The sequence below is a fragment of the Pseudaestuariivita sp. genome (genome assembly GCF_052825805.1).
Map to the genome: position 1 here is coordinate 371764 of NZ_JBRBVB010000003.1, position 20217 is coordinate 391980.

At 65.6% G+C, this 20217-nt stretch carries 19 protein-coding genes; 5 read left to right on the forward strand and 14 right to left on the reverse strand.

The annotated features are described in order from the left end of the window. Nucleotides 1-2 precede the first annotated feature (2 nt). The 4 genes from ACU0B3_RS06105 to ACU0B3_RS06120 are packed head-to-tail and all read right to left on the reverse strand — an operon-like array spanning nt 3 to nt 3552. Complete coding sequence (locus tag ACU0B3_RS06105) at nt 3-935, reverse strand: DMT family transporter (RefSeq protein ID WP_446259940.1); 933 nt, start codon at nt 933-935, stop codon at nt 3-5. A 45-nt stretch (nt 936-980) separates the two neighbouring features. Further along, nucleotides 981-1811 carry a 3-deoxy-8-phosphooctulonate synthase gene (gene kdsA / locus ACU0B3_RS06110; RefSeq protein WP_446259941.1) on the reverse strand — a complete coding sequence of 277 codons (831 nt, stop codon included), beginning with the start codon at nt 1809-1811 and terminating at the stop codon, nt 981-983. Continuing rightward, complete coding sequence (locus tag ACU0B3_RS06115) at nt 1808-2584, reverse strand: 3-deoxy-manno-octulosonate cytidylyltransferase (protein WP_446259942.1); 777 nt, start codon at nt 2582-2584, stop codon at nt 1808-1810. Before ACU0B3_RS06115 ends, kdsA begins: the two co-directional genes overlap by 4 nt. A 17-nt stretch (nt 2585-2601) precedes the next feature. Continuing rightward, nucleotides 2602-3552 carry a KpsF/GutQ family sugar-phosphate isomerase gene (locus ACU0B3_RS06120; protein ID WP_446259943.1) on the reverse strand — a complete coding sequence of 317 codons (951 nt, stop codon included), beginning with the start codon at nt 3550-3552 and terminating at the stop codon, nt 2602-2604. A gap of 373 nt (nt 3553-3925) precedes the next feature. Here ACU0B3_RS06120 and ACU0B3_RS06125 point away from each other — a divergent pair, with 373 nt between their 5' ends. Next, nucleotides 3926-5845 carry a polysaccharide biosynthesis protein gene (locus ACU0B3_RS06125; RefSeq protein ID WP_446259944.1) on the forward strand — a complete coding sequence of 640 codons (1920 nt, stop codon included), beginning with the start codon at nt 3926-3928 and terminating at the stop codon, nt 5843-5845. Between the two features lie 12 nt (nt 5846-5857). Here ACU0B3_RS06125 and ACU0B3_RS06130 read toward each other — a convergent pair whose 3' ends face one another. The 9 genes from ACU0B3_RS06130 to ACU0B3_RS06170 all read right to left on the reverse strand — a co-directional run bounded on the left by ACU0B3_RS06130 (nt 5858) and on the right by ACU0B3_RS06170 (nt 16121). Further along, on the reverse strand, nt 5858-6499 hold the full coding sequence (locus tag ACU0B3_RS06130) for a pseudouridine synthase (protein ID WP_446259945.1): 642 nt from the start codon (nt 6497-6499) through the stop codon (nt 5858-5860). Nucleotides 6500-6694: 195 nt separating this feature from the next. After that, on the reverse strand, nt 6695-9133 hold the full coding sequence (locus ACU0B3_RS06135; RefSeq protein WP_446259946.1) for a GcvT family protein: 2439 nt from the start codon (nt 9131-9133) through the stop codon (nt 6695-6697). Further along, a complete protein-coding gene (locus ACU0B3_RS06140; protein WP_446259947.1) occupies nt 9130-10008 on the reverse strand; it encodes a homocysteine S-methyltransferase family protein in 879 nt (292 codons plus the stop codon). The genes ACU0B3_RS06135 and ACU0B3_RS06140 overlap by 4 nt, the downstream gene beginning before the upstream one ends. Before the next feature lie 114 nt (nt 10009-10122). Continuing rightward, nucleotides 10123-12570: a GcvT family protein gene (locus ACU0B3_RS06145; RefSeq protein WP_446259948.1), complete on the reverse strand. Its 2448-nt coding sequence runs from the start codon at nt 12568-12570 to the stop codon at nt 10123-10125. 12 nt (nt 12571-12582) lie between these two features. Further along, entirely contained in the window at nt 12583-13206 is a 624-nt protein-coding gene (locus ACU0B3_RS06150) for a LysE family translocator (RefSeq protein WP_446259949.1), read from the reverse strand. A 3-nt stretch (nt 13207-13209) separates the two neighbouring features. Then, nucleotides 13210-13830 carry a LysE family translocator gene (locus ACU0B3_RS06155; protein ID WP_446259950.1) on the reverse strand — a complete coding sequence of 207 codons (621 nt, stop codon included), beginning with the start codon at nt 13828-13830 and terminating at the stop codon, nt 13210-13212. Between the two features lies 1 nt (nt 13831). Continuing rightward, the gene (locus ACU0B3_RS06160; protein ID WP_446259951.1) at nt 13832-14398 is read right to left on the reverse strand and encodes a helix-turn-helix domain-containing protein; all 567 of its coding nucleotides are present in this window, start codon (nt 14396-14398) and stop codon (nt 13832-13834) included. Between the two features lie 116 nt (nt 14399-14514). After that, entirely contained in the window at nt 14515-14973 is a 459-nt protein-coding gene (locus tag ACU0B3_RS06165) for a GAF domain-containing protein (protein WP_446259952.1), read from the reverse strand. Then, nucleotides 14970-16121 carry a thiolase family protein gene (locus ACU0B3_RS06170; protein WP_446259953.1) on the reverse strand — a complete coding sequence of 384 codons (1152 nt, stop codon included), beginning with the start codon at nt 16119-16121 and terminating at the stop codon, nt 14970-14972. Before ACU0B3_RS06170 ends, ACU0B3_RS06165 begins: the two co-directional genes overlap by 4 nt. 76 nt (nt 16122-16197) lie before the next feature. Here ACU0B3_RS06170 and ACU0B3_RS06175 point away from each other — a divergent pair, with 76 nt between their 5' ends. The 3 genes from ACU0B3_RS06175 (at nt 16198) to ACU0B3_RS06185 (ending at nt 18902) form a co-directional block, all read left to right on the forward strand. Further along, nucleotides 16198-16533 (forward strand): STAS domain-containing protein, encoded by a 336-nt coding sequence (locus tag ACU0B3_RS06175; RefSeq protein WP_446259954.1) that lies wholly within the window; start codon nt 16198-16200, stop codon nt 16531-16533. Between the two features lie 6 nt (nt 16534-16539). Then, nucleotides 16540-17007, forward strand: a complete 468-nt coding sequence (locus tag ACU0B3_RS06180) for an ATP-binding protein (RefSeq protein WP_446259955.1) — start codon at nt 16540-16542, stop codon at nt 17005-17007. Between the two features lie 320 nt (nt 17008-17327). After that, entirely contained in the window at nt 17328-18902 is a 1575-nt protein-coding gene (locus ACU0B3_RS06185; RefSeq protein ID WP_446259956.1) for a gamma-glutamyltransferase family protein, read from the forward strand. A gap of 34 nt (nt 18903-18936) precedes the next feature. Here ACU0B3_RS06185 and hspQ read toward each other — a convergent pair whose 3' ends face one another. Then, complete coding sequence (hspQ, locus tag ACU0B3_RS06190) at nt 18937-19263, reverse strand: heat shock protein HspQ (RefSeq protein ID WP_446260205.1); 327 nt, start codon at nt 19261-19263, stop codon at nt 18937-18939. A 72-nt stretch (nt 19264-19335) separates the two neighbouring features. On the opposite strand from hspQ, the gene ACU0B3_RS06195 reads away from it, so the two are divergent. Next, entirely contained in the window at nt 19336-20217 is an 882-nt protein-coding gene (locus ACU0B3_RS06195) for an AEC family transporter (protein ID WP_446259957.1), read from the forward strand.

The window sequence follows — 20217 nt, forward strand, 5'->3', positions numbered from 1 at the left end:
CCTCAGCCATGCGGCGACTTCAGCGAGCGCGCCTTGCCGCGTTGCAGGCCCAGCTGCCGCTCGCGCCAGATGATCGCAACCCCGGCCGAGATCACCACAGCCGCGCCGATCAGCATCGGCGCCGTCGGCACCTCGGCAAAGACCGCGTACCCGATGATCAGCGCAAACAGCATCGAGGCATAGTCGAACGGCGCAATCAGCGAGGCCGTCGCATGGCGGTAAGCAGACGTCAGGAAGATCTGCGCCACCCCGCCGATAAGCCCCGCGCCAATTAGCATCAGCGTGTCCGGCAGGGGCGGCACGGTCCACCCGAACGGCACAGTGAGCAGCGACAGCAGCGTGCACGTCAGCGAGAAGTAGAACACGATCGACGAGGTCGTCTCGGACTGCACCAGCTTGCGGATATAGACCTGCGCGAGCGAGCGCAGCGCCGCCGAGGCCAGCGCCAGCGCCGCCCCAAAGGCCGCGATACGCTCATAGTCACTCTCCATGCTCAGGCGCGGTGACAGGACGATCAGCACACCGATCAGTCCCACGCCGACCATCGACCAGCGAAAGAGCCGCACGCGCTCCCCCAGCAGCCACGCGGCCAGCGCCACCGTGATCAGCGGCGCGGCGTAGCCGATGGCCGTGACCTCGGGCAGCGGCAACATGCCCAATGCGGCGAACCCCATGACCATGGCCGACGCGCCCGACGCGCCACGCCAGAAATGCCCCCAATGTGATTGCACCTTGAGGCCCGTCGCCAGCTCTCCCTGCCAGACGAGCCAGGCCAGGATCACCGGGATCGCAAAGAACGAGCGAAAGAACACCGCCTGCCCCGGCGGCACGGCATCGCTCGCCGCCTTGATGAGCGAGGCCATGATCATAAAGAGGAAAACAGCGGTGAGTTTCAGCGCGATCCCGCGGAGCGGGGACAGGCGAGGTGTGGACATGGCACCACTGTCTGCCTCTGCCCGGCGGAGGTCAATGGCAGGGGATCACGCGCCTGCCAGCCGTTTCTTGTAAAGCGCATCGAAAGCGCGGAGGTCCGCGATCAAGGCGCCCAGCTGGTCCACCGGCACCATGTTCGGCCCGTCGCTTGGCGCGTTATCAGGGTCCTGATGCGTCTCGATGAAGAGCGCCGAGACCCCAACCGCACAGGCCGCGCGAGCCAGCACAGGCACGAACTCCCGCTGGCCCCCGGACGAGGTGCCAAGCCCTCCGGGCTGCTGCACTGAGTGCGTCGCATCGAAGACCACCGGGTAGCCCATCGCCGCCATCACCGGCAGGCCGCGAAAATCCGTAACCATCGCGTTATACCCGAACATCGCCCCGCGCTCGCACAAGAGGATGCGCTCATTGCCCGTGCTCGCGACCTTTTCGGCCACGTTCTTCATATCCCAAGGGGCGAGGAACTGCCCCTTCTTGATGTTGATCGCCTTGCCGGTTTCGCCTGCGGCCAGAAGGAGGTCCGTCTGACGGCAGAGATAGGCGGGGATTTGTAGCACGTCGCAGACTTCAGCCGCCTTGGCGCAATGCCACGGCTCATGCACATCGGTCAGCACCGGCACGCCGAACTCGTCACGGATGGTGGCCAGGACCTCAAGCCCCTTCTCCATGCCAAGCCCCCGCGCGCCAGACAGCGAAGAGCGGTTGGCCTTGTCGTAGCTCGCCTTGAAGATGAAGCGGGTGCCGGTCGCCGCGCACGCCTCCCCGATCCGCTCCGCCATCATCCGCGCGTGGTCGAGGCTTTCCAGCTGGCACGGCCCGGTGATCAGCGCGAAGGGCTCCGCCGCGCCAACTTTGATCCCCTGAATGTCGACAGTCATGCGTCACCTCTCAAGACCGCTTCGATGCGCGGCACGTCTTCGGGGTTGTTCAACTCCCAGAACACCCGCCCGCGTCCGTCCACCTCGACGCAGCGCACCTTGTGGCCGTTCTCGAGGAACCGAAGCTGTTCAAGCCCTTCGAGCCGTTCCAGCGGGCCCTCCTCCCACGCCATATAGGCTCTGAGCGCAGAGGGCGTGTAGGCGTAGACCCCGACATGGTGGTAGACCGGAGGCGTATCTTGGGATTTGGGCGGCAGGAAGGGGATCACTTCTTTCGAGAAGTAAAGCGCATTCCACGCCCCATCGAAGACAGCGGTGGTGCCGCCCACCCGGCCCGCGCGACGATCCTCGACAAAGTTGGCGTAGGTCTGCGCGTCACAACGCAGCACAGGCGTCGCCATATCCGCCCCGTCCTTCATCGCCGCAATGAGCGCATCGAGAAACCACGGCGGCGTCAAAGGCGCATCACCCTGCAAGTTCACGTAGACGTCGGCTTTGACCTGCGCCGCCGCCTCGGCCACCCGCTCCGTCCCGTTCCGGCAGGTGTCCGAGGTCATCAGCACCTCCGCCCCGAACCCAGCCGACGCCGCCCCGATCCGATCATCGTCGGTCGCGACGTAGACCCCATCCACGCCCATAATCCCCTGCGCCGCCTCCCAGGTCATCTGGATCAGGCTCTTGCGCGTCCCGTCGCCCTGATCGAGCGTCACGAGCGGCTTGCCGGGGTAGCGGCTGGAGGCGTAGCGGGCGGGGATGATGATCACGGTTTTCATGGCACTCACTTCACGGCTCAAACGATCCCGGCATTCAGGCAGTCGAGGATCCGCAGCACGCCGACAGGCCGCTCGCCCTCGGCCACGACGATGGTGCCGATCTTGCGCTCCTGCATCTTGTGCAGCGCTTCGAGCGCCAAGGCATCCGGCGCCACGGTGACCGGGGCCCGCGTCGCCACCTCGAGCGCGGTGCGCTCCATCAGACCGTCGATGTGCCGCCTCAGGTCACCATCCGACACGACGCCTTGCAGGCCCACTTCATCCACGACAATGGCGATCCCGAAGCCCTTGTCCGACATGGTGAACAGCGTCTCGATCATGCTCGTGTCCGGCCCCACCAGCGGCAGGTCGCGGTGCATCAACTGCTCCACCGTCGCCAGCTGCGCGCCCAGCTTGCCGCCGGGGTGAAAGATGCGGAAGGATTCCTGCTGAAACCCGCGCTCCTCCATCAGCGCAACCGCGAGCGCATCGCCCAAAGCCAGTGTCAGCGTCGAGGACGTCGTCGGCGCCATGCCAATCGCACACGCCTCCGGCGCGTCGGGCAAAAGCAGCCGCAAGTCCGCCGCCGCCATGATCGTGCTCTCCGCTTTGCGCGAAATCGCGATCAGCGGAATTTGAAACCGCCGGGAATGGGCAACCACATCGCGCAGCTCGGCCGTCTCCCCCGACATCGAGATCACGAGACACACATCGTCCGCGCCGATCATCCCCATGTCGCCATGGCTCGCCTCGGAGGCGTGCACAAAAAGCGACGGCGTCCCGGTCGAGGCCAGCGTCGCCGAAATCTTGCGCCCGATGTGACCCGACTTGCCGATGCCTGACACGATCACACGCCCCTTGGCGCGCAGGATCAGATCGACTGCGGCCGCAAAATCCTCCGGCAAATGGTCATGCAACTGGCCAAGCGCCTCTGCCTCCACGCGCAGCACGCGGCGGGCGGTATCGATGGAGCGCGCAGTCTGCGCCATGCCAAAGCTCCCTTTGAGCTGCTGGAAAGTCGTAACCCGTGTCGTGACCCATGTGCCTCATCGCGCCGGCAGGCGCCAGTGCCGCGCCACGCGGGCGGTCCAAACCCGCGCAACAGCGCAGGAAAGACCCGCCTGATTCGAGCGCCTTACATCATTTGACGGCACGCCTGTTGCATGAGAAGCACAGTTTGAAACGCCTGTACCGCAAAGTCGCGGGAAACCGCTGTCCGCGAGCCGCACCCGCTTTGCTGCGCTGCAGCACAACTTGCCCGCGCAAAGCGCCCTGAGGTAAAGTCATACCCGGGACAGCGGCGCGTGTCCCCCTCTGCGGCCACGGCGCAGGTGCTGCTCTCGCGCCACCGGAAAGACCACGTTGCTCGAACCGACGCACCAAGACTCCGACGCCGGCAGCCTCGCCTACAGGCTTGTGACCTCCCTGTCGCGCGGACAGAAAAGCCTGATCTTCCTCGCCATCGACGTCGCGCTTGTGCCTTTTGCGCTTGTGCTCGCCGTGCTGCTCAACGGCATGGCCTCCGCCGCCGACCTCTTTACCTGGAACGTCGTCTGGATGGGCGCCGCGCTCATGGCGGTCTCGGCCTTCCTCTTCCAGCAGCTCGGCCTCTCGCGCCACAAGCTCAACGCCTACGAGATCCGCGGCGTGATGAACACGGCCATGGTGGCACTGCTGCTTGGCGTGTTCGGTGCCGCGTTCAACTCGATCCTCGGCGCCCCGATCCCCTATGCGGTCTTCGTGATCTTTGCGGCGCTGGCGGCGATCATCGGCGTCGCCTGGCGGCTGACGCTGCGCCAGTTCCTGATCACCGTGTACCGCCAGGGCGAGCGGCACATGCGCGTCCTCGTCTACGGCGCCGGCCAGACCGGACAGCAGCTGGTCGCGGCCCTCAGGACGGACAATTCCGTGCAGCCCGTCGCCTTCATCGACGACAACCCCAAGCTGCAGTCGATGATGATTTCCGGCTTGCCAGTTTACGCCAAGAGCCAGATCAAGGAGCTCATCACGTCCAAGGCGATCAGCCGCGTGGTGCTCGCCATGCCCTCGCTCGGCCAGCCGGCCCAGGCCCGCATCGCCGTGTCGCTCCGCGATCTCGACTGCGAGGTGCTCGCACTGCCGTCCTTCGCCGAACTCGTCGGCAAGGGAGAGATGACGAAACGCGCCACGCCCGTCTCCCTCGACAGCCTCCTCGGCCGGTCCAAGCTGGAAAAGGAACTGCCCGGCGTCAGCCATGCCTACACCGACCGCCGCATCCTCGTGACAGGGGCGGGCGGCTCGATCGGCTCCGAGCTTTGCCGTCAGCTGATCGCTTGCAACCCGGCCTGCATCGTGATCCTCGATCACAGCGAGTGGAACCTCTACGAAATCGACAAGGAGCTGCGGGACCTGCGGAGCGACCTGCACATTGTGCCCGTCCTGGGGTCCGTGGGTGACGCGCCGCTCGTCGAGCACGCGATCACGGCGCACAAGGTCGACGTCGTCCTGCACGCCGCCGCCTACAAGCACGTGCCGATGGTCGAGCTCAACGCGTTGCAGGGGCTCGAGAACAACGTCTTCGGCACCAAGGTCGTCGCGGACGCGGCCAAGGCCGCCGGCGTCGAACGGTTTATCCTCGTCTCCTCGGACAAGGCCGTCCGCCCGACCAACGTCATGGGTGCCTCCAAACGCCTCGCGGAACTCATCGTACAGGACCTTGCCACCCGCGCGAGCGGGACGCGCTTTTCGATGGTGCGGTTCGGCAACGTGCTTGGCTCGTCCGGCTCGGTGATCCCCCTCTTCGAGGAACAAATCGCTCGTGGCGGCCCTATCACGCTCACGCACGGCGCGGTCACGCGTTACTTCATGACCATCTCCGAAGCGGCGCGGCTGGTGCTGCTCGCAGGCTCCTTCGCGCGCGGGGGTGACGTCTTCGTGCTCGACATGGGTGAGCCCGTGCCGATCCGCAAACTCGCCCGCCAGATGATCGAAGGCGCCGGCCTCACGGTCAAGGATTCCGAGAATCCTACAGGCGACATCGAGATCGAAGTGACCGGCCTACGCCCGGGCGAGAAGCTGCACGAAGAGCTGCTGATCTCCCCCGACATGCTCACGACGCCGCACCAGAAAATCCTGCGCGCCCAGGAGACGCACCTGTCGGAGATCGAAGTGGCCAACGCCCTGCGCGATCTCTCCCGCGCAATCGAAACCCAGGACGAAGCTGCCGCCCGCGCCGTCATCGCCCGCTGGGTCGAACGCTACCAACAACCCGCCCAAGCCGGCGCCGACGATACGTCCGCGTAATCGTTCCAGTACTCAAAACGGCGGCGCAACCCGCAGGTTGAGCGCCGCACCCCCATCGGGATGGCGCACCCGCAGACGCTCCGCGTGCAGCATCATGCGCGGATGCGCCGCCGCCGTCTCGGAATAAAACGGATCACCCAGGATCGGATGACCCAACTCGCGGCAATGCACCCGCAACTGGTGCGACCGCCCAGTCTGCGGCATCAGCCGCAGCCGCGTCTCGCCGTCTCCGCGCTTGACGACGGCCCAGTCCGTGACCGCCGGCTTGCCGGATTCGAAACACACCTTTTGACGCGGCCGGTTCGGCCAGTCGACGATGAGCGGCAGATCGATGGTGCCCTTGTCCTCGACGACAACGCCAGCCACTCGAGCGACATAGGTCTTCCGCGTCTGCCGCTTCTCGAACTGCAGGCCCAGATGCCGCTGCGCATGCAGCGTCAACGCAAAGATCATCACCCCGGACGTGTCCCGATCCAACCGGTGCACGAGCAGAGCATGCGGAAACACCGCCTGCACCCGCGCGATCAGGCAATCGGCCAGATGCGCGCCTTTGCCCGGCACGGACAAGAGCCCCTCGGGCTTGGCCACCGCCAGAACCTCGTGATCCTCATGCACCACCGCGAGCGGCACATCAGGCGGTGCATAGACATCCATCAGGCGCTCCTCGCTTTCCAACCGACGCTCCCACGCCCGAACATCCAGGCACAGGTCCCCCAGCTTCTTCTGGCGAGAAATATCCCCGCCGGAGGCATCCCGCCAGTGCCGTCAGCGCACCGCCCGCAGAAGGGACGCCGTGGGCCAAGGCTCCTCCTTCCCCAGCCCGCGGCAGCCCAACGCGAAAGGCCCAGGTCAGACCTTCACGCGCTCGGACTTGGGATCGTACATCGGCTTCAGCGACGCCTCGGCCTTGACCCGCACCCCGGCCACGTCGATCTCGTAGCTCGACGCCAGCACCTCCGCGGCGCTCTCGCCCTTGCACGGCACGTATCCCAGCCCCATCGCGCCACCGAGCGCATGCCCATAGGCGCCGGACGACAGGTAGCCCACCAGCTCCCCGTCCCGCACGATCGGCTCGGCGTGGTACAAGAGCGGCTCGGGATCGGTCAGCTTGAACTGCACCAGGCGGTTCTCGAGCCCCGCCTCCTTCTTGCGCAGCACCGCGTCCCGCCCGATGAAATCTGGCTTGTCCGTCTTGACCGCAAAGCCCAGACCCGCCTCCAGCACGTGATCCTCGCAGGTGATGTCGTGACCAAAGTGGCGAAAGCCCTTCTCGATCCGGCAGGTGTCCATCATGTGCATCCCGCACAGGCGCAGCCCCATGTCGAACCCGGCCTCGGCCAGCACTTCGAACACATGCCCGCACATGTCCGACGGCACATAGACCTCCCAGCCGAGCTCGCCCACGTAGGTCACCCGGTGCACCCGGGCGAGGCCCATGCCAATCTCGATCTCCTGAGCGGTGCCGAACGGGTTGGCCTCGTTCGAGAAATCCGCCGGCGAGACGGCTTGCAAAAGCCGGCGAGCATTCGGCCCCATGACCGCCAGCACGCCCTCACCCGCCGTCACGTCGGTGATCACGACGCGCATGTCGCCCACATGGCGCTGCATCCAGGTCTGATCGGCAAGCCGCGTCGCCGCCGGCGTGACGACCAGGTAACAGGTCTCGGTAATCCGCGTGACGGTCACATCCGCCTCGATCCCGCCCGTGGAGTTCAGAAACTGGGTGTAGACGATCTTGCCCAGTGGCACGTCATACTGCCCGCCGCCCACGCGGTTCATAAACGCCATGGCATCCGGCCCCTCGACCCGGATCTTTCCGAACGAGGACATATCGTACATGCCCACGTTCTGACGCACCGCCATGTGCTCTTCGCGCACATTGTCGAAAAAGGTCTGCCGGTCCCAGCTGTACTCATAGACCGCATCCTGCGCCTCGCGCGCGAACCAATTGGCCCGCTCCCAGCCGGCCAGCTCACCCATCACCGCTCCTCGCTCGAGCAAGTGGCTGTGGAACGGCGTCCTCCGCACGCCCCGCGCCGTCACCTTCTGCAAAAAGGGGAAATGATCGGCATAAAGGAGACCCAGCGTCTCGACCGACCGCTCCATCAGGTAATGCTTGTTGCCCTGGAAGGGCTGCATCCGGCTGATGTCCACGTCGCCCAGATCAAACGGCTTCTCGCCCGTGTCCATCCAGGACGCCAGCGCACTGCCCGCGCCGCCCGCGCTCTGGATCCCGATCGAGTTGAAGCCCGCGGCGACCCACACGTTATCCATCTCGGGACAAAGGCCCAGGTGGTACGCATCATCCGGGGTAAAGCTCTCGGGCCCGTTAAAGAACGTGTGGATCCCCGCCTCCGCCAGCATCGGCATCCGCTCCACCGCCGCTTCGAGGATCGGCTCAAAATGGTCGAAATCCTCGGGCAACTGGTCGAATTCGAAATCCGCCGGGATGGGTCCCCAGGGCTTGGCCTTCGGCTCGAAGGCACCCAGCAGCATCTTGCCTGCGTCTTCCTTGTAATACGCACACTCGTCCGGCACGCGCAGCACCGGCAGCTGCGTGAGGTTCGGGATACTCTCGGTCACGATGTAGAAGTGCTCGCACGCCTGCAGCGGCACGTTGGTGCCCAGCATCTGCCCGACCTCGCGGCCCCACATGCCGCCGCAATTGACCACATGCTCGCAGGCGATGTGTCCCGAGCTCCCGTCCTCGCCCTGCCAATCGACCCCGGTGACCCGGCGCCCGTCACGCGCCACGCCCGTTGCCTTGACGCGCTCCTTTACAACCGCACCGCGCTGCCGCGCGCCCTTGGCCAGCGCCTGCGCGATGTTGGCCGGATCGCCCTGCCCGTCGAGCGGCAGATAGACCCCGGCCAGCACATCGGCGACATTCAGATGGTCATACTTGGCCTTCACCTCGTCCGGCGTGATCTCCTCGACCTCGACGCCAAAGGCCCGCGCCATCGCCGCCTGGCGAAAGATCTCTTCCTTGCGCGCCTCGGTCAGCGCCACGGTGATCGACCCGCACCGCTTGAAACCCGTGGCAACGCCCGTCTCCGCCTCCAGATCGCCGTAAAGCTCCTGGGAGTACTTTGCGAGCTTGGTCATGTTGGCCGTCGCCCGCAGCTGCGCGATGAGACCCGCCGCATGCCAGGTCGTCCCCGACGTCAGCTGCTTGCGCTCGAGCAGCACCACATCCGTCCAGCCCAGCTTGGTCAGGTGGTAGGCCACCGAACAGCCGATGACCCCGCCGCCGATGATGACGACGCGCGCTTTGTCAGGAAGGCTCATGCCTCAACTCCCCTAAATGCCCCGGTCAGCGCCGCGATATGCGCCGGCCCCACTTCACAACAGCCGCCGATCAGGGTGGCTCCATCCCGCGCCCAGTCCCGCGCATGACCGAGGTACGCCTCCGGCGTCAGATCCCGGCGCGTCTCGAGCATGTCCACGGTGGCAAGCGTGTCGTTGAACTCCGCCGTGATGCCGACAAACCCGTTGGCATAGGCGCCGACCGGAACACCGGCACCGCGCAACGCCTGGATGCCTTGCCCCACCGCCTCCGGCCGCGAACAATTGAGCAAGAGCGCCGCCGCCCCGTACCGTTCCACCAAAGGCAGGGCGTCCACCACCGGCTCCCCGGAGCGCAGCCGGGTGCCGTCCGCATCGTCCACCGTCATCGCGACCCACACCGGCTTGCCGAGACCCTGCGTTCCGACCAAGCCCCCTTCGACCTGCTCCAGCGACGCCATCGTCTCCAGTAGATAAAGGTCCACCCCCTCCATCATCCGCGCCACGCGCGCATAGACCTCGGCGGCCTCAGTGACAGGCGGCACCTTGTCCGCCTGATAGGAAAACCCCTGCGGCCCCAGCGCCCCGGCCACGAGACCCGCCCCATGCGCATCACGCGCCCGAACCGCAAGATCACAGGCCAGCCGCGTCAACGCCTCGAGCTTCTCCCCATGCCCCTTCGGCTCCAGCCGATCCGGCAGGCAGCAATAGGTATTTGTCGTGGCAATCTCTGCCCCCGCGGCAAAGAAATCGTCATGCACCGCGCGCACGACCTCCGGCCGCTCCATCAAGGCCCAAAGCGACCACAGATCCGAGGTCACCCCCGTCCGCGCAATCAGCTCCTGACCCATGCCGCCATCAAGCACCGTCACTGTCATCTTCTTCTGGCCTCAAATATCCCGGGGGGCTTGGGGGGCTGGCCCCCCAAATTGTAACTGAGTTTGGGGACTGGCCCCAAGAACCGTAAGGTGGGCACCTGCCCACCCTACCACTCAAGCCCGAAGGCGCGCGTTCTCGGGATCCCAGATCGGACCGTCCGGCTGCACCACGGCCTTGCGGCGTTCGCCGTAGATCTCGACCTCCAACTCCGTGCCGGCCTCGGCCAGATCGGTGCGCACGCAGCCCAGCGCAATGGAGGCGCCAACCCGGTGCCCCCACTCGCCCGACGTCGTCTCGCCCACGATCTCGTCACCCTTCCAGATGATCGACATGTAGGGCGCGTCCGCCTTGCCCGCGTCCACGATCATCGAGACAAACGCCTTCGTCCGGCCCTGCTGCTTTTCGCTCAAGAGCGCCGCCTTGCCGGGGAAGTCCTGCGGCTTGTCGAACTTGACGAACCGCTCCATTCCGCCCTGCAGCAGCGTGTAGTCGGTCGAGAGGTCCCCCTTCCACGTCCGATAGCCCTTCTCGATGCGCAGGCTGTCGAGCGCGAACATGCCGAACGGCGTCGCCCCCTCGGCCAGCACCGCGTCGTAAAGCGTCGGCACGTCCGCCATCGCCGCGTGGATCTCCCAGCCCAGCTCGCCGGCAAAGGACACGCGCACCAGACGGCAGGCGATGCCTGCCACCACCGCGTTCTGATGCGTCAGCCAACCGGCCTCGAGGTCTGCCTCCGGCGCGATTTTGGCAAAGAGGTCACGCGACTTCGGCCCCGTCACGATCAGGGTCGAGATCTCTGTCGTCCGGTCCACAAGGCTCAGCCCCGCCGGCAGGTTGCGCCACAGCACCTCGTAGTCGTGCCACTGCGCGGTCGCCGCGGTGATCAAGGTAAATTCATCCTCGCCTGTGCGGATCACCGACATCTCCGTCAGGATCCGCCCGCGATCGTCGGGGAAATACGCCAGGTTCATCCGGCCCACCTTCGGCAAGGCGCCCGCGATGCGCCCACGCAGCCACTCTGCGGCGCCTTCACCCGACAGCGCGAACCGAGAGAAGCCACAGAGGTCGAGCACGCCGACCCCGTCGCGCACCGCCTCGCACTCTTCCTTGACGCGGTGCTCCCAGGGACCTTCACGCTCCCACGTCTCCGTCGCCTCGATCGAGGTGTCGTCGCCCGGCTTGGCGAACCATGTGGCACGCTCCCAGCCGTTGAAGGCGCCGAACTGCGCGCCCAGCTCCTTGAGCTTGGCGGCCACCGGCGACGGCTTCTTGTCCCGCCCGGCAGGCCAGCACTTGTAGGGGAAGTGCATGCCGTACTCGTGCCCGTAGGTCTCGAGTGCCTTCTGATGGCAATAATCATGATCGGTGTAGTCGGTGTAGCGGCGCGGATCGACGGCCCACATGTCCCACTCGGTCTGGCCATCGACGATCCACTCGGCGAGCGTCTTGCCCGCACCGCCGGCCTGCACGATCCCGAAGGTAAACGAATGCGCCTCGAACGCGTTCTTCACCCCCGGCATCGGCCCGATCATCGGCAGACCATCGGGCGCATAGGGAATCGGGCCGTTGATGTTGCGGCCCACCCCTCCGGTCCCGAGGAGCGGCACCCGCTCCATCGCGTCCTCGATGTACCACTCGAGCCGCTCCAGATCGTCCGGGTAGAGCTGGAAGGAAAAGTCCTCCGGCATCTGGTCATCCTCGGTCACCCAATGCGCCTTGCAGTTGCGCTCGTAGGGGCCAAGGTTCAGACCGTTCTTGTCCTGCCGCAGGTAGTAGGAGCTGTCCACGTCCCGGATCATCGGCAGCTTGTGACCGTGCTCCTTGGTCCAGTCGGCGATCTCCCCGATCTCTTCGGTGAGGAAGTACTGGTGGCTCATCACCACCATCGGCACATCGCGCCCCCCATGCGGCTTGAACCACTCGCCCACGCGCGCGGCATAGTACCCAGCAGCGTTCACCACGTAGTCACAAGCAATGTCGCCCTTGTCGGTGTGCACGATCCAGCCATCGCCATCTTTGCTAACGCCGGTGGCCGGGCAAAAGCGCTGGATGTTGGCCCCCAGATCGCGCGCACCCTTGGCCATCGCCTGGGTCAGCTGCGCGGGGTCGATGTCCCCGTCCATCGGGTCCCAAAGCACCGAGTCCAGGTCATGAGTCTCGAGGAAGGGGTACATCTCCACCGCCTTCTCCGGGCTCATCAGCTCCAGCTCCAGCCCCTGATAGCGCCCCATGGAGACAAAGCGTTTGAACTCCTGCGTCCGCTCCTTGCTGTGCGAGAGGCGCAGCGAGCCGGTCACGTGGTAGTTCATCGGGTAGTCGACGTCCTCGGCCAGCGTCCGGTACATCTCGAGCGAGTAGCGCTGCATGTTCAGCACCGCCCAGGAGGTCGAAAAGTTCGGGCAATTCCCCGCCGCGTGCCAAGTCGAGCCCGCCGTCAGCTCGTTCTTTTCCAGAAGGACGCAGTCGGTCCAGCCTTTCATGGCCAGATGGTAAAGCGAGGACACGCCCACCGCGCCGCCGCCGATGATGACCACACGGGCCTTGGTTGGAAAATCGCTCATCGCTTGTCTCCCTCAGTCGATCACGAGACGGGCTGCAAGCCCGCCAAACAGAATGGCAGTTATCTTGTTCAGAACGCGCACGCGGGCGCGCAAACGGTCGGCAAAAAGCCCCGCCGCCGCACCAAGCGCGAGCGAGAAGGCCATGCCGAAAATCTGGAAAATCGCGCCCAGGATCAGGATCTGCATCCACACCGGGCCGATGGCCGGGTCGGTGAATTGCGGGATGAACGCAAAGATAAAGAGCGCCGTCTTGGGGTTGAGCACGTTTGTGAAAAAACCCCGGCGCACCGCGGCCGCGGCACTGGGCGCTGCACGCCCCTTGCCAAGCGTACCACTATCGCGCCAGGCTTGGATGGCGAGCCACGCAAGGTAGGCCGCCCCCGCGTACCGAATCACGTCGTAGCTTGCCGGATCGGCAAGGAGCAGCGCGGACACCCCGCCCGCCGCCATCGCGACGTGCACTGTGATCCCTATGTTGATCCCCAGCGCGGCCGCCATGCCGATGCGCGGACCGCCTGCGATCCCGCTCGCCGAGACGAACACGAAATCCGCCCCCGGCGTCAGGTTGAGCAACAGCCCGGCAGCAATAAAAGCCACGAGCAGGGCCGGATCGAAACCTGTCAGCACGTCCCACACGGCCTACGCCCTCACCGGAACGGAGGCGCTGCCAAGAAGCACGCCATACACAACAAAGCACACCGCCATCACGCGCCGCACGACAGTATTGGCGACAGCGCCCAAAGCCACCCGGCCGAGGCCAGCGCCAAGCGCGGTGAACCCGCAATAGCTCAGCGCCGTCAGCGTGAGCGCGGTGGGAAAGATCACCACCATCTGCTCCCAGATCGGCACACCCGGCTGCACGAATTGCGAAAAGGCGGCGAGGTAGCCCGCGACGCTCTTGGGATTGATCGTGGCAATGGCCAGCGCCTCGAAATAGATGCGCCCGCCGCTCGCAGGCTTGGCCGCAATGGGGCGCGTCGCGGTCATCCAACCGCGCACCCCAAGCCATATCAAGAACCCCGCCCCGACGAGCTTGGCCACCAGGAACGCCGTCTCCGACGCCGCGATCAGCGCCGTGACCCCTGCCGCCGACAAAAGCAGAAAGACGCTCGCCTGTGTCAGGATCGCCGCGACGGCAGGGAGGCTGCGCACGAACCCACGGCTCATACCGTTCTGGATGCAGTTGACCGCGTTCGGGCCCGGCGTGGTCACGAACACCGCCCAGAAGAGGGCAAAGACCGTCCACGCCTCCCAGCTCACGTCAGTAGACCGGCGGCGCGATCACCCAGATCGCAACCGCCGCCTCGGCGTAGGGATTGGCCCACGAATAGCCCTCTTCTCGGATGCGAAAACTGTCGCCCGCGCGGATGGTGAACGCCTCGCCCCCGATGGTCAGATCCAGCTGGCCGGACACCAGATAGGCCACCTCCTGCGTAGGACGTGTGACCGTCGAGGTGCTCACAGCGCCGGGCTGAAAGACCGAATGCACCATCTCGAAATCGTCGGTGAGATCGGGCGACAGCAGCTCTTCGACCAGGCCCGCCGCCGCACCGATCTTGCGCCGCGCGCCTGCGCGCACGACCCGTCCAGCCTCTGCTGCAGGGCCACCCGATTGACCAAAGAGGATCGAGACCGACACGTCGAAGAGCCGCGCAAAGTCGCGCAGGTCCTCGATCGACGGCTCGGAGATGTCCCGCTCGATCTGGCTGACCCACCCGACGGACCGCTGCAGATCGTCCGCGACGTCCTGCAACGTCAGCCCGCGCGCCTTGCGCAGCGCCCGGATGTCGGCGCCCAGTGTCGTCGGAACTGGAAGCTCGTGCAGCACCTCGGGCCCTTCGTGAAAAATCTTACGTCTTTTTCACGTTGCCGTCGCCTTCGTGAAAAAGCAACGTATTTTTTCACGCCGCAGTGCAGAAACGCCTGACCTTGCTGGCAAAACGGTCAGAGCCTGGCGAACACCTGCCTCAAAATCCCTGACAATTCCTCTGCATCCCGCGCCTCGAACGCCGCAGGCTGGTCGCTGTCGATGTCGAGCACGCCGAGCAGCGCTCCGCGCGAATCATAAACCGGCAGCACGATCTCGGACCGGGTGGAGGACGCGCAGGCGATGTGACCCGGGAAGGCATCGACGTCGTCGACCAACTGCACCTCCCCTGTGCGCGCCGCCGCCCCGCACACCCCGCGCGAGAACGGGATGACGAGGCAGCCATGCTCGCCCTGATACGGCCCGATCTTGAGCAGCTCCGGCGCGGTCACGCGGTAAAACCCCGTCCAGTCGAACCTGTCGTCCGCATGGTGCAGCTCGCAAACAACGGTGGCCATCAGCGCGACCGCGTCAGTCTCCCCTTCGGTGAGCGCCGCAATGCTGCCCCGTGCGGCGTCATAGTCGATCCGGCTCACGGGCGTTCAATGGCGATGGCCGTGCCCTCGCCTCCGCCAATACAGATCGCCGCGACGCCGCGTTTGAGGCCGCGCTTTTCCAGCGCGTTCAGCAGCGTCACGATGATCCGCGCGCCGCTCGCACCGATGGGATGGCCGAGCGCGCAGGCACCGCCGTTCACGTTCACCTTGTCCCGCGGCAAGCCCATCTCGTGCATGAAGGCCATCGGCACCACCGCAAACGCCTCGTTCACCTCCCACAGATCGACGTCCGCCACGTCCCACCCCACCTGCTTCAGCAGCTTTTGCGCGGCCGGCACGGGCGCGGTGGTAAACCAGCCCGGCGCCTGCGCGTGGCTGGCATAGCCGCGAACCCACGCGCGCACGGGCCCCTCGGTCCCCAGCACCAGAGCCGCCGCCCCGTCCGAAATCGAGGAGGCATTGGCCGCCGTGACCGTCCCCTCCTTGCGAAAGGCCGGTTTCAGCTGCGGTATCTTGTCGGGGCGCGCGCTGGCCGGCTGCTCGTCGGCACCGATCACCGTCTCGCCCTTGCGGGTCTTGACCGTCACGTCGACGATTTCACCCTCGAACGCGCCATCGCCCTGCGCCTTGAGCGCATTCTCGAGCGAGCCGAGCGCATAGGCGTCTTGCGCCTCGCGGGTAAACTGGAACTTCTCCGCGCAATCCTCGGCAAAGGTCCCCATCAGGCGCCCCTTGTCGTAGGCGTCCTCGAGCCCGTCGAGGAACATGTGATCGACCACCTGCCCATGCCCGATTCGCGCGCCGCCGCGCATCTTGGGAAGAAGGTACGGCGCGTTCGACATGCTCTCCATCCCGCCGGCGACAACCGTATCTGCACGTCCCAGCTGGACCTGATCGCAGGCCATCATCACCGCCTGCATGCCCGACCCGCACATCTTGTTGAGCGTCGTGGCAGGGACCTCCTCGCCGAGGCCCGCAGCAAAGCTCGCCTGTCGCGCCGGTGCCTGGCCCTGGCCCGCGGGCAGCACACAGCCCATAAGCACCTCATCCGCGGTGCTTTTCTCCGCCTGTGCCAGCGCGCCGGCGATGGCGACCCCGCCCAGCTCGGACGCAGCGACGCCGTCGAACACGCCCTGAAATCCGCCCATAGCGGTGCGGGCCGCGCCCAGAATGCCAACGTTTTTCATCAATTTCTCCGGTGAACGTCTCGGTAACGATTGCGCGCTAGCGTGCACAGCCAAACGAGACCTGCAAGAGGACGACATGGAACTTTCCAGCTCAACCCACGGCGACGCGCAAATCGTCGTCGCGCGCGAGCCGCGCATCGACGCCGCCGTCGCCATCCAGTTCAAGGACCGCATGAAGGCGGAGACAGAAGGCGGCTCTGGCCGCGTGATCCTCGACCTCAGCCAGGTCGATTTCATCGATTCGAGCGGCCTCGGCGCCATCGTCGCCGCGATGAAACAGATGTCGAACCGCCGCCGGCTCGAGCTTGCCGGCCTGACCGAAACCGTGGCCAAGGTGTTTCGCCTGACCCGGATGGACACGATCTTTGTGGTGCACCCCACGGTCGAGGATGCCCTCGCCACCGCGGAGTGAGCCGCGATGACGGCGGACAGCTTTGATACTGGCTACGTTGATTCTGGCCACTTTGAGTCTGGCCTCTGCGTGCGGCTCAAGAACGACACATTCAGCGTGCGCCACGCGCTGAGCGACATCATCGCCGCGCTCAAGTCCCGCAAGGTCGATCCCGAGGCGCTCGGGTCGGTCGAGATCGTGCTGGCCGAAGCGCTCAACAACGTGGTCGAGCACGCCTACGACGCGACCGAATGCGGCGACATCGAGGTCAACGCGCAGGTCCTGCTCGGCAGGGTACAGTTCGACATCCTCGACACCGGCCGCCAGATGCCATTCGGCACGCCACCGCTGGGCCATCCCGTCGATCTCGACACCTCAGCCGACGATCTGCCCGAGGGCGGATTCGGCTGGTTCCTGATCCGCGAGATGACGGAAACGCTCGAATACACGCACCAGAACGGCCGCAACCGGCTGAGCCTGACACTGGCCACCTGATCAAAGCCTCGCGCGCCTGCGTGCAGGCTTCGATCTTTCTGCGATGCCTCCAATTTAAGTATCTGTTTTATCGTATTTTTTACGTACTCGCCTCACTTGGGCGCTGCGCCGCAAAATGGTCTCAAACGCTCCCAAGTCGGGCCAGAAACCTCCGCCATACACTCCCTTGTAGCTGCTTAGGCTTCCCTCGGCGCCGTGCGTTAACAGCCCCCACCCAGTGTGCGGCGTCGAGGTCTTAACTCCCCCCGATCATCTGACGACATTGGCAATTCGGCCAGCGCCCCCTAGGGTCCGGCTGGTGATTTGCGTTGGGGGGAGCGATGCGCGATTTTCATCTACCGGGCCGGTCGACGGTGTTTGCCGAAAACGGCATCTGCGCGACCTCGCACCCGCTGGCGGCGCAAGCAGCGCTCGATGTGCTCAAGGACGGCGGCAACGCCATGGATGCGGCCATCGCCGGCGCGGTGCTTCTGGGTCTTTGCGAGCCTGCGATGACCGGGATCGGGGGCGATTGCTTTGCCCTCTGGAACCGGGCCGGCAGCGGGGAGGTTCACGCGCTGAACGGGTCTGGCCGCACACCTGCTGCCGCCTCTGCCGAGGCGATGCGGGACGCGGGCCACAGCAAGATGCCGCTTTATGATCCTGCTGCGGTGTCCATCCCCGGCGCCATCGATGCGTTCTGCCACCTCTCCGAGACCGAAGGGAGGCTCGGCCTCGACCGCCTGCTCTCTCCGGCCATCCACTACGCCGAGGCTGGCGTGCCGATCGCGCCGCGCGTGGCCTTCGACTACGCCTCCAGCCACGCCGTGCTGCAGGACAACGGACAAGCCTTTCTCAACAACGGCGCCCCCTTCACGGTTGGGCAAAAGCTCACCGCCCCCGGTCAGGCCGAAGTGCTGCGCCGGACTGCTAAGACAGGGCGCACCGCGTTCTACGAAGGCGAAGTCGCCGACGACATGCGCGCGACCCTGGCGCGGCTTGGCGGTCTCCACACGGCAGAGGATTTTGCCGGCAACGCGCCAACGCTGACCCTGCCGGTTTCCGGCACCTACAGGGGCGTCGAACTGGTCGAGCATCCACCCAACGGGCAAGGCGCGACGGCGCTCCTGATGCTCAACATCCTCGCGCAATTCGATCTGGCCAGCCTCGACCCGTTCGGCGCCCGGCGCACGCATATCGAGGCGGAGGCGGCCAAGCTCGCCTATGACGCGCGCAACCGCTTTCTCGCGGATGCGGACGCGACAACGCGGCTGGACCACATGCTGTCGATGGAGACGGCCAAGAGACTGGCCAGCCTCGTCGCGATGGACCGCGTCCTGCCGGACGTGACTGCCGCAACAGAGGCGGTGCACAAGGACACGATCTATATCACCGTGGTCGACCGCGACCGCATGGCGGTGTCGCTGATCTATTCGATCTTTCACGGATTTGGGTCGGGCATCGCGTCGGACAAGTTCGGCATCCTCCTGCAAAACCGCGGCGCGGGGTTCTCGTTGGAACCCGGTCACCCGAACGAACTTTCCGGCGGCAAGCGCCCGATGCACACGATCATCCCCGCGATCCTGCGCGAGGGCGGACGCGTGACGATGCCATTTGGCGTGATGGGCGGGCAGTACCAGCCCTGCGGACACGCGCGGATGGTGACCAACCGGCTCGATTTCGGGATGGAGCTGCAGGAGATGCTCGACGCGCCCCGCGCCTTTCCCGAGGCCGAAGGGCTTATGCTCGAACGCGGGTTTTCAGGCAGCGTGCGACAGGAGCTGGCAGACCTCGGCCACAATGTGCAGACGCCGCACGTGCCGATCGGCGGGGCGCAGGCCATCTACATCCGCGAGGACGGCGTGCTGGAGGGGGCGTCCGATCCGCGCAAGGACGGAATCGCGCTGGGGTACTGAGACGTAGGATGGGTGATTTCACCCATCCAAGCGGTCAGTTCATGTGAAAATGCAGCGGGTAGGCGCCGTCCTGGAACGGGCCAAAGAGGTCCGGGATATCCGGGTGGTCCACCGGCTCCCCCGAATAGTCCGCCACCAGGTTCTGTTCGGACACATAGGCCACGTAAAACGACTGATCGTTCTCGGCGAGCAGGTGGTAAAACGGCTGCTCCTTGCGCGGGCGGCTGTCCTCGGGGATCGCCTCGTACCACTCTTCGGTGTTGTTGAACGTCGGGTCCACATCGAACACAACACCCCTGAAGGGATGCTTGCGATGGCGGACAATCTGTCCAAGGTGATATTTCGCGCGCATGTGATCCATATCAGGGATTGACCGTACCGCGTTCGGCCTCCCTTTGTCCATGGCCGCCGGCCAAACAGAAAGAAACAGTTTGTGAACCTTGTTGTGACAGTGCTCGAGATCGTGGCGCCGGTGTTTCTGCTGGCGGCGCTTGGGTTTGCCTGGGTGCGGCTGGGGTTCGAGTACCGCGTCGCCTTTGTCACACGGCTGGGCATGACGCTGGCGGTGCCTTGTCTGGTGTTCGTCGCACTGATGGAATCAGAGCTGCCCGGGGAGGCGCTGAGCCGCGCGACGCTTGCCGCCTTTGTCGCCTATGCCGCGGTGACACTTGTGTTCCTCGCGCTCCTTTGGGCGTTGCGGCTCGACCGGCGGACGTATCTGGCGCCGATGATCTTTGGCAACACGGGCAACCTCGGCCTGCCGCTGGCGCTTTTGGCCTTCGGGCCGGAGGGGCTGAGCTATGCCGTGATCGTCTTTGCGATGACCGGCATCCTCAGCTTTACCTTTGGGGTGTGGCTGGTGTCGGGCGGCGGGTCGCTGCGCAAGGTTGTGGCCGAGCCACTGGTAGCAGCGACGCTGCTCGGCGCGCTCTTTCAGTGGCAGGGCTGGACGACGCCGCAGTTCCTGACGAACACGCTTGATCTCGTGGGGCAGATGGCAGTGCCCTTGATGCTGATCACGCTGGGCGTCGCGGTGGCGCGGCTGACGCCGGGGCGCGTCGGGCAGGCCATCCTGCTGGCGGCGGTCAAGTTCGTGATCTGCGCGGGCATCGGCTTTGGCACGGCTGAACTCTTTGCGCTTGGCCCGGTTGCGGCGGCGGTGCTGACGGTGCAGATCGCAACGCCGGTGGCGGTCACGTCTTACCTTCTGGCGGAGAAATACGGGGCGCAGTCCGAGGCCGTGGCCGGTCTCGTGGTCGTCAGCACGCTGATGTCGGTCGGCACTTTGCCGCTTCTTTTGGCAACGCTTTTGTGA

What these genes read in the sequence shown, in the direction of transcription:
- ACU0B3_RS06120 (WP_446259943.1), bottom strand. Translation starts at nt 3,552, where the DNA reads ATGGCGCAGACTGCGCGCTCCATCGATACCGCCCGCCGCGTGCTGCGC.
- kdsA (WP_446259941.1), bottom strand. Translation starts at nt 1,811, where the DNA reads ATGACTGTCGACATTCAGGGGATCAAAGTTGGCGCGGCGGAGCCCTTC.
- ACU0B3_RS06185 (WP_446259956.1), top strand. Translation starts at nt 17,328, where the DNA reads ATGCGCGATTTTCATCTACCGGGCCGGTCGACGGTGTTTGCCGAAAAC.
- ACU0B3_RS06115 (WP_446259942.1), bottom strand. Translation starts at nt 2,584, where the DNA reads ATGAAAACCGTGATCATCATCCCCGCCCGCTACGCCTCCAGCCGCTAC.
- ACU0B3_RS06135 (WP_446259946.1), bottom strand. Translation starts at nt 9,133, where the DNA reads ATGAGCCTTCCTGACAAAGCGCGCGTCGTCATCATCGGCGGCGGGGTC.
- ACU0B3_RS06105 (WP_446259940.1), bottom strand. Translation starts at nt 935, where the DNA reads ATGTCCACACCTCGCCTGTCCCCGCTCCGCGGGATCGCGCTGAAACTC.
- ACU0B3_RS06175 (WP_446259954.1), top strand. Translation starts at nt 16,198, where the DNA reads ATGGAACTTTCCAGCTCAACCCACGGCGACGCGCAAATCGTCGTCGCG.
- ACU0B3_RS06180 (WP_446259955.1), top strand. Translation starts at nt 16,540, where the DNA reads ATGACGGCGGACAGCTTTGATACTGGCTACGTTGATTCTGGCCACTTT.
- ACU0B3_RS06145 (WP_446259948.1), bottom strand. Translation starts at nt 12,570, where the DNA reads ATGAGCGATTTTCCAACCAAGGCCCGTGTGGTCATCATCGGCGGCGGC.
- ACU0B3_RS06170 (WP_446259953.1), bottom strand. Translation starts at nt 16,121, where the DNA reads ATGAAAAACGTTGGCATTCTGGGCGCGGCCCGCACCGCTATGGGCGGA.
- ACU0B3_RS06130 (WP_446259945.1), bottom strand. Translation starts at nt 6,499, where the DNA reads ATGGATGTCTATGCACCGCCTGATGTGCCGCTCGCGGTGGTGCATGAG.
- hspQ (WP_446260205.1), bottom strand. Translation starts at nt 19,263, where the DNA reads ATGGATCACATGCGCGCGAAATATCACCTTGGACAGATTGTCCGCCAT.
- ACU0B3_RS06140 (WP_446259947.1), bottom strand. Translation starts at nt 10,008, where the DNA reads ATGACAGTGACGGTGCTTGATGGCGGCATGGGTCAGGAGCTGATTGCG.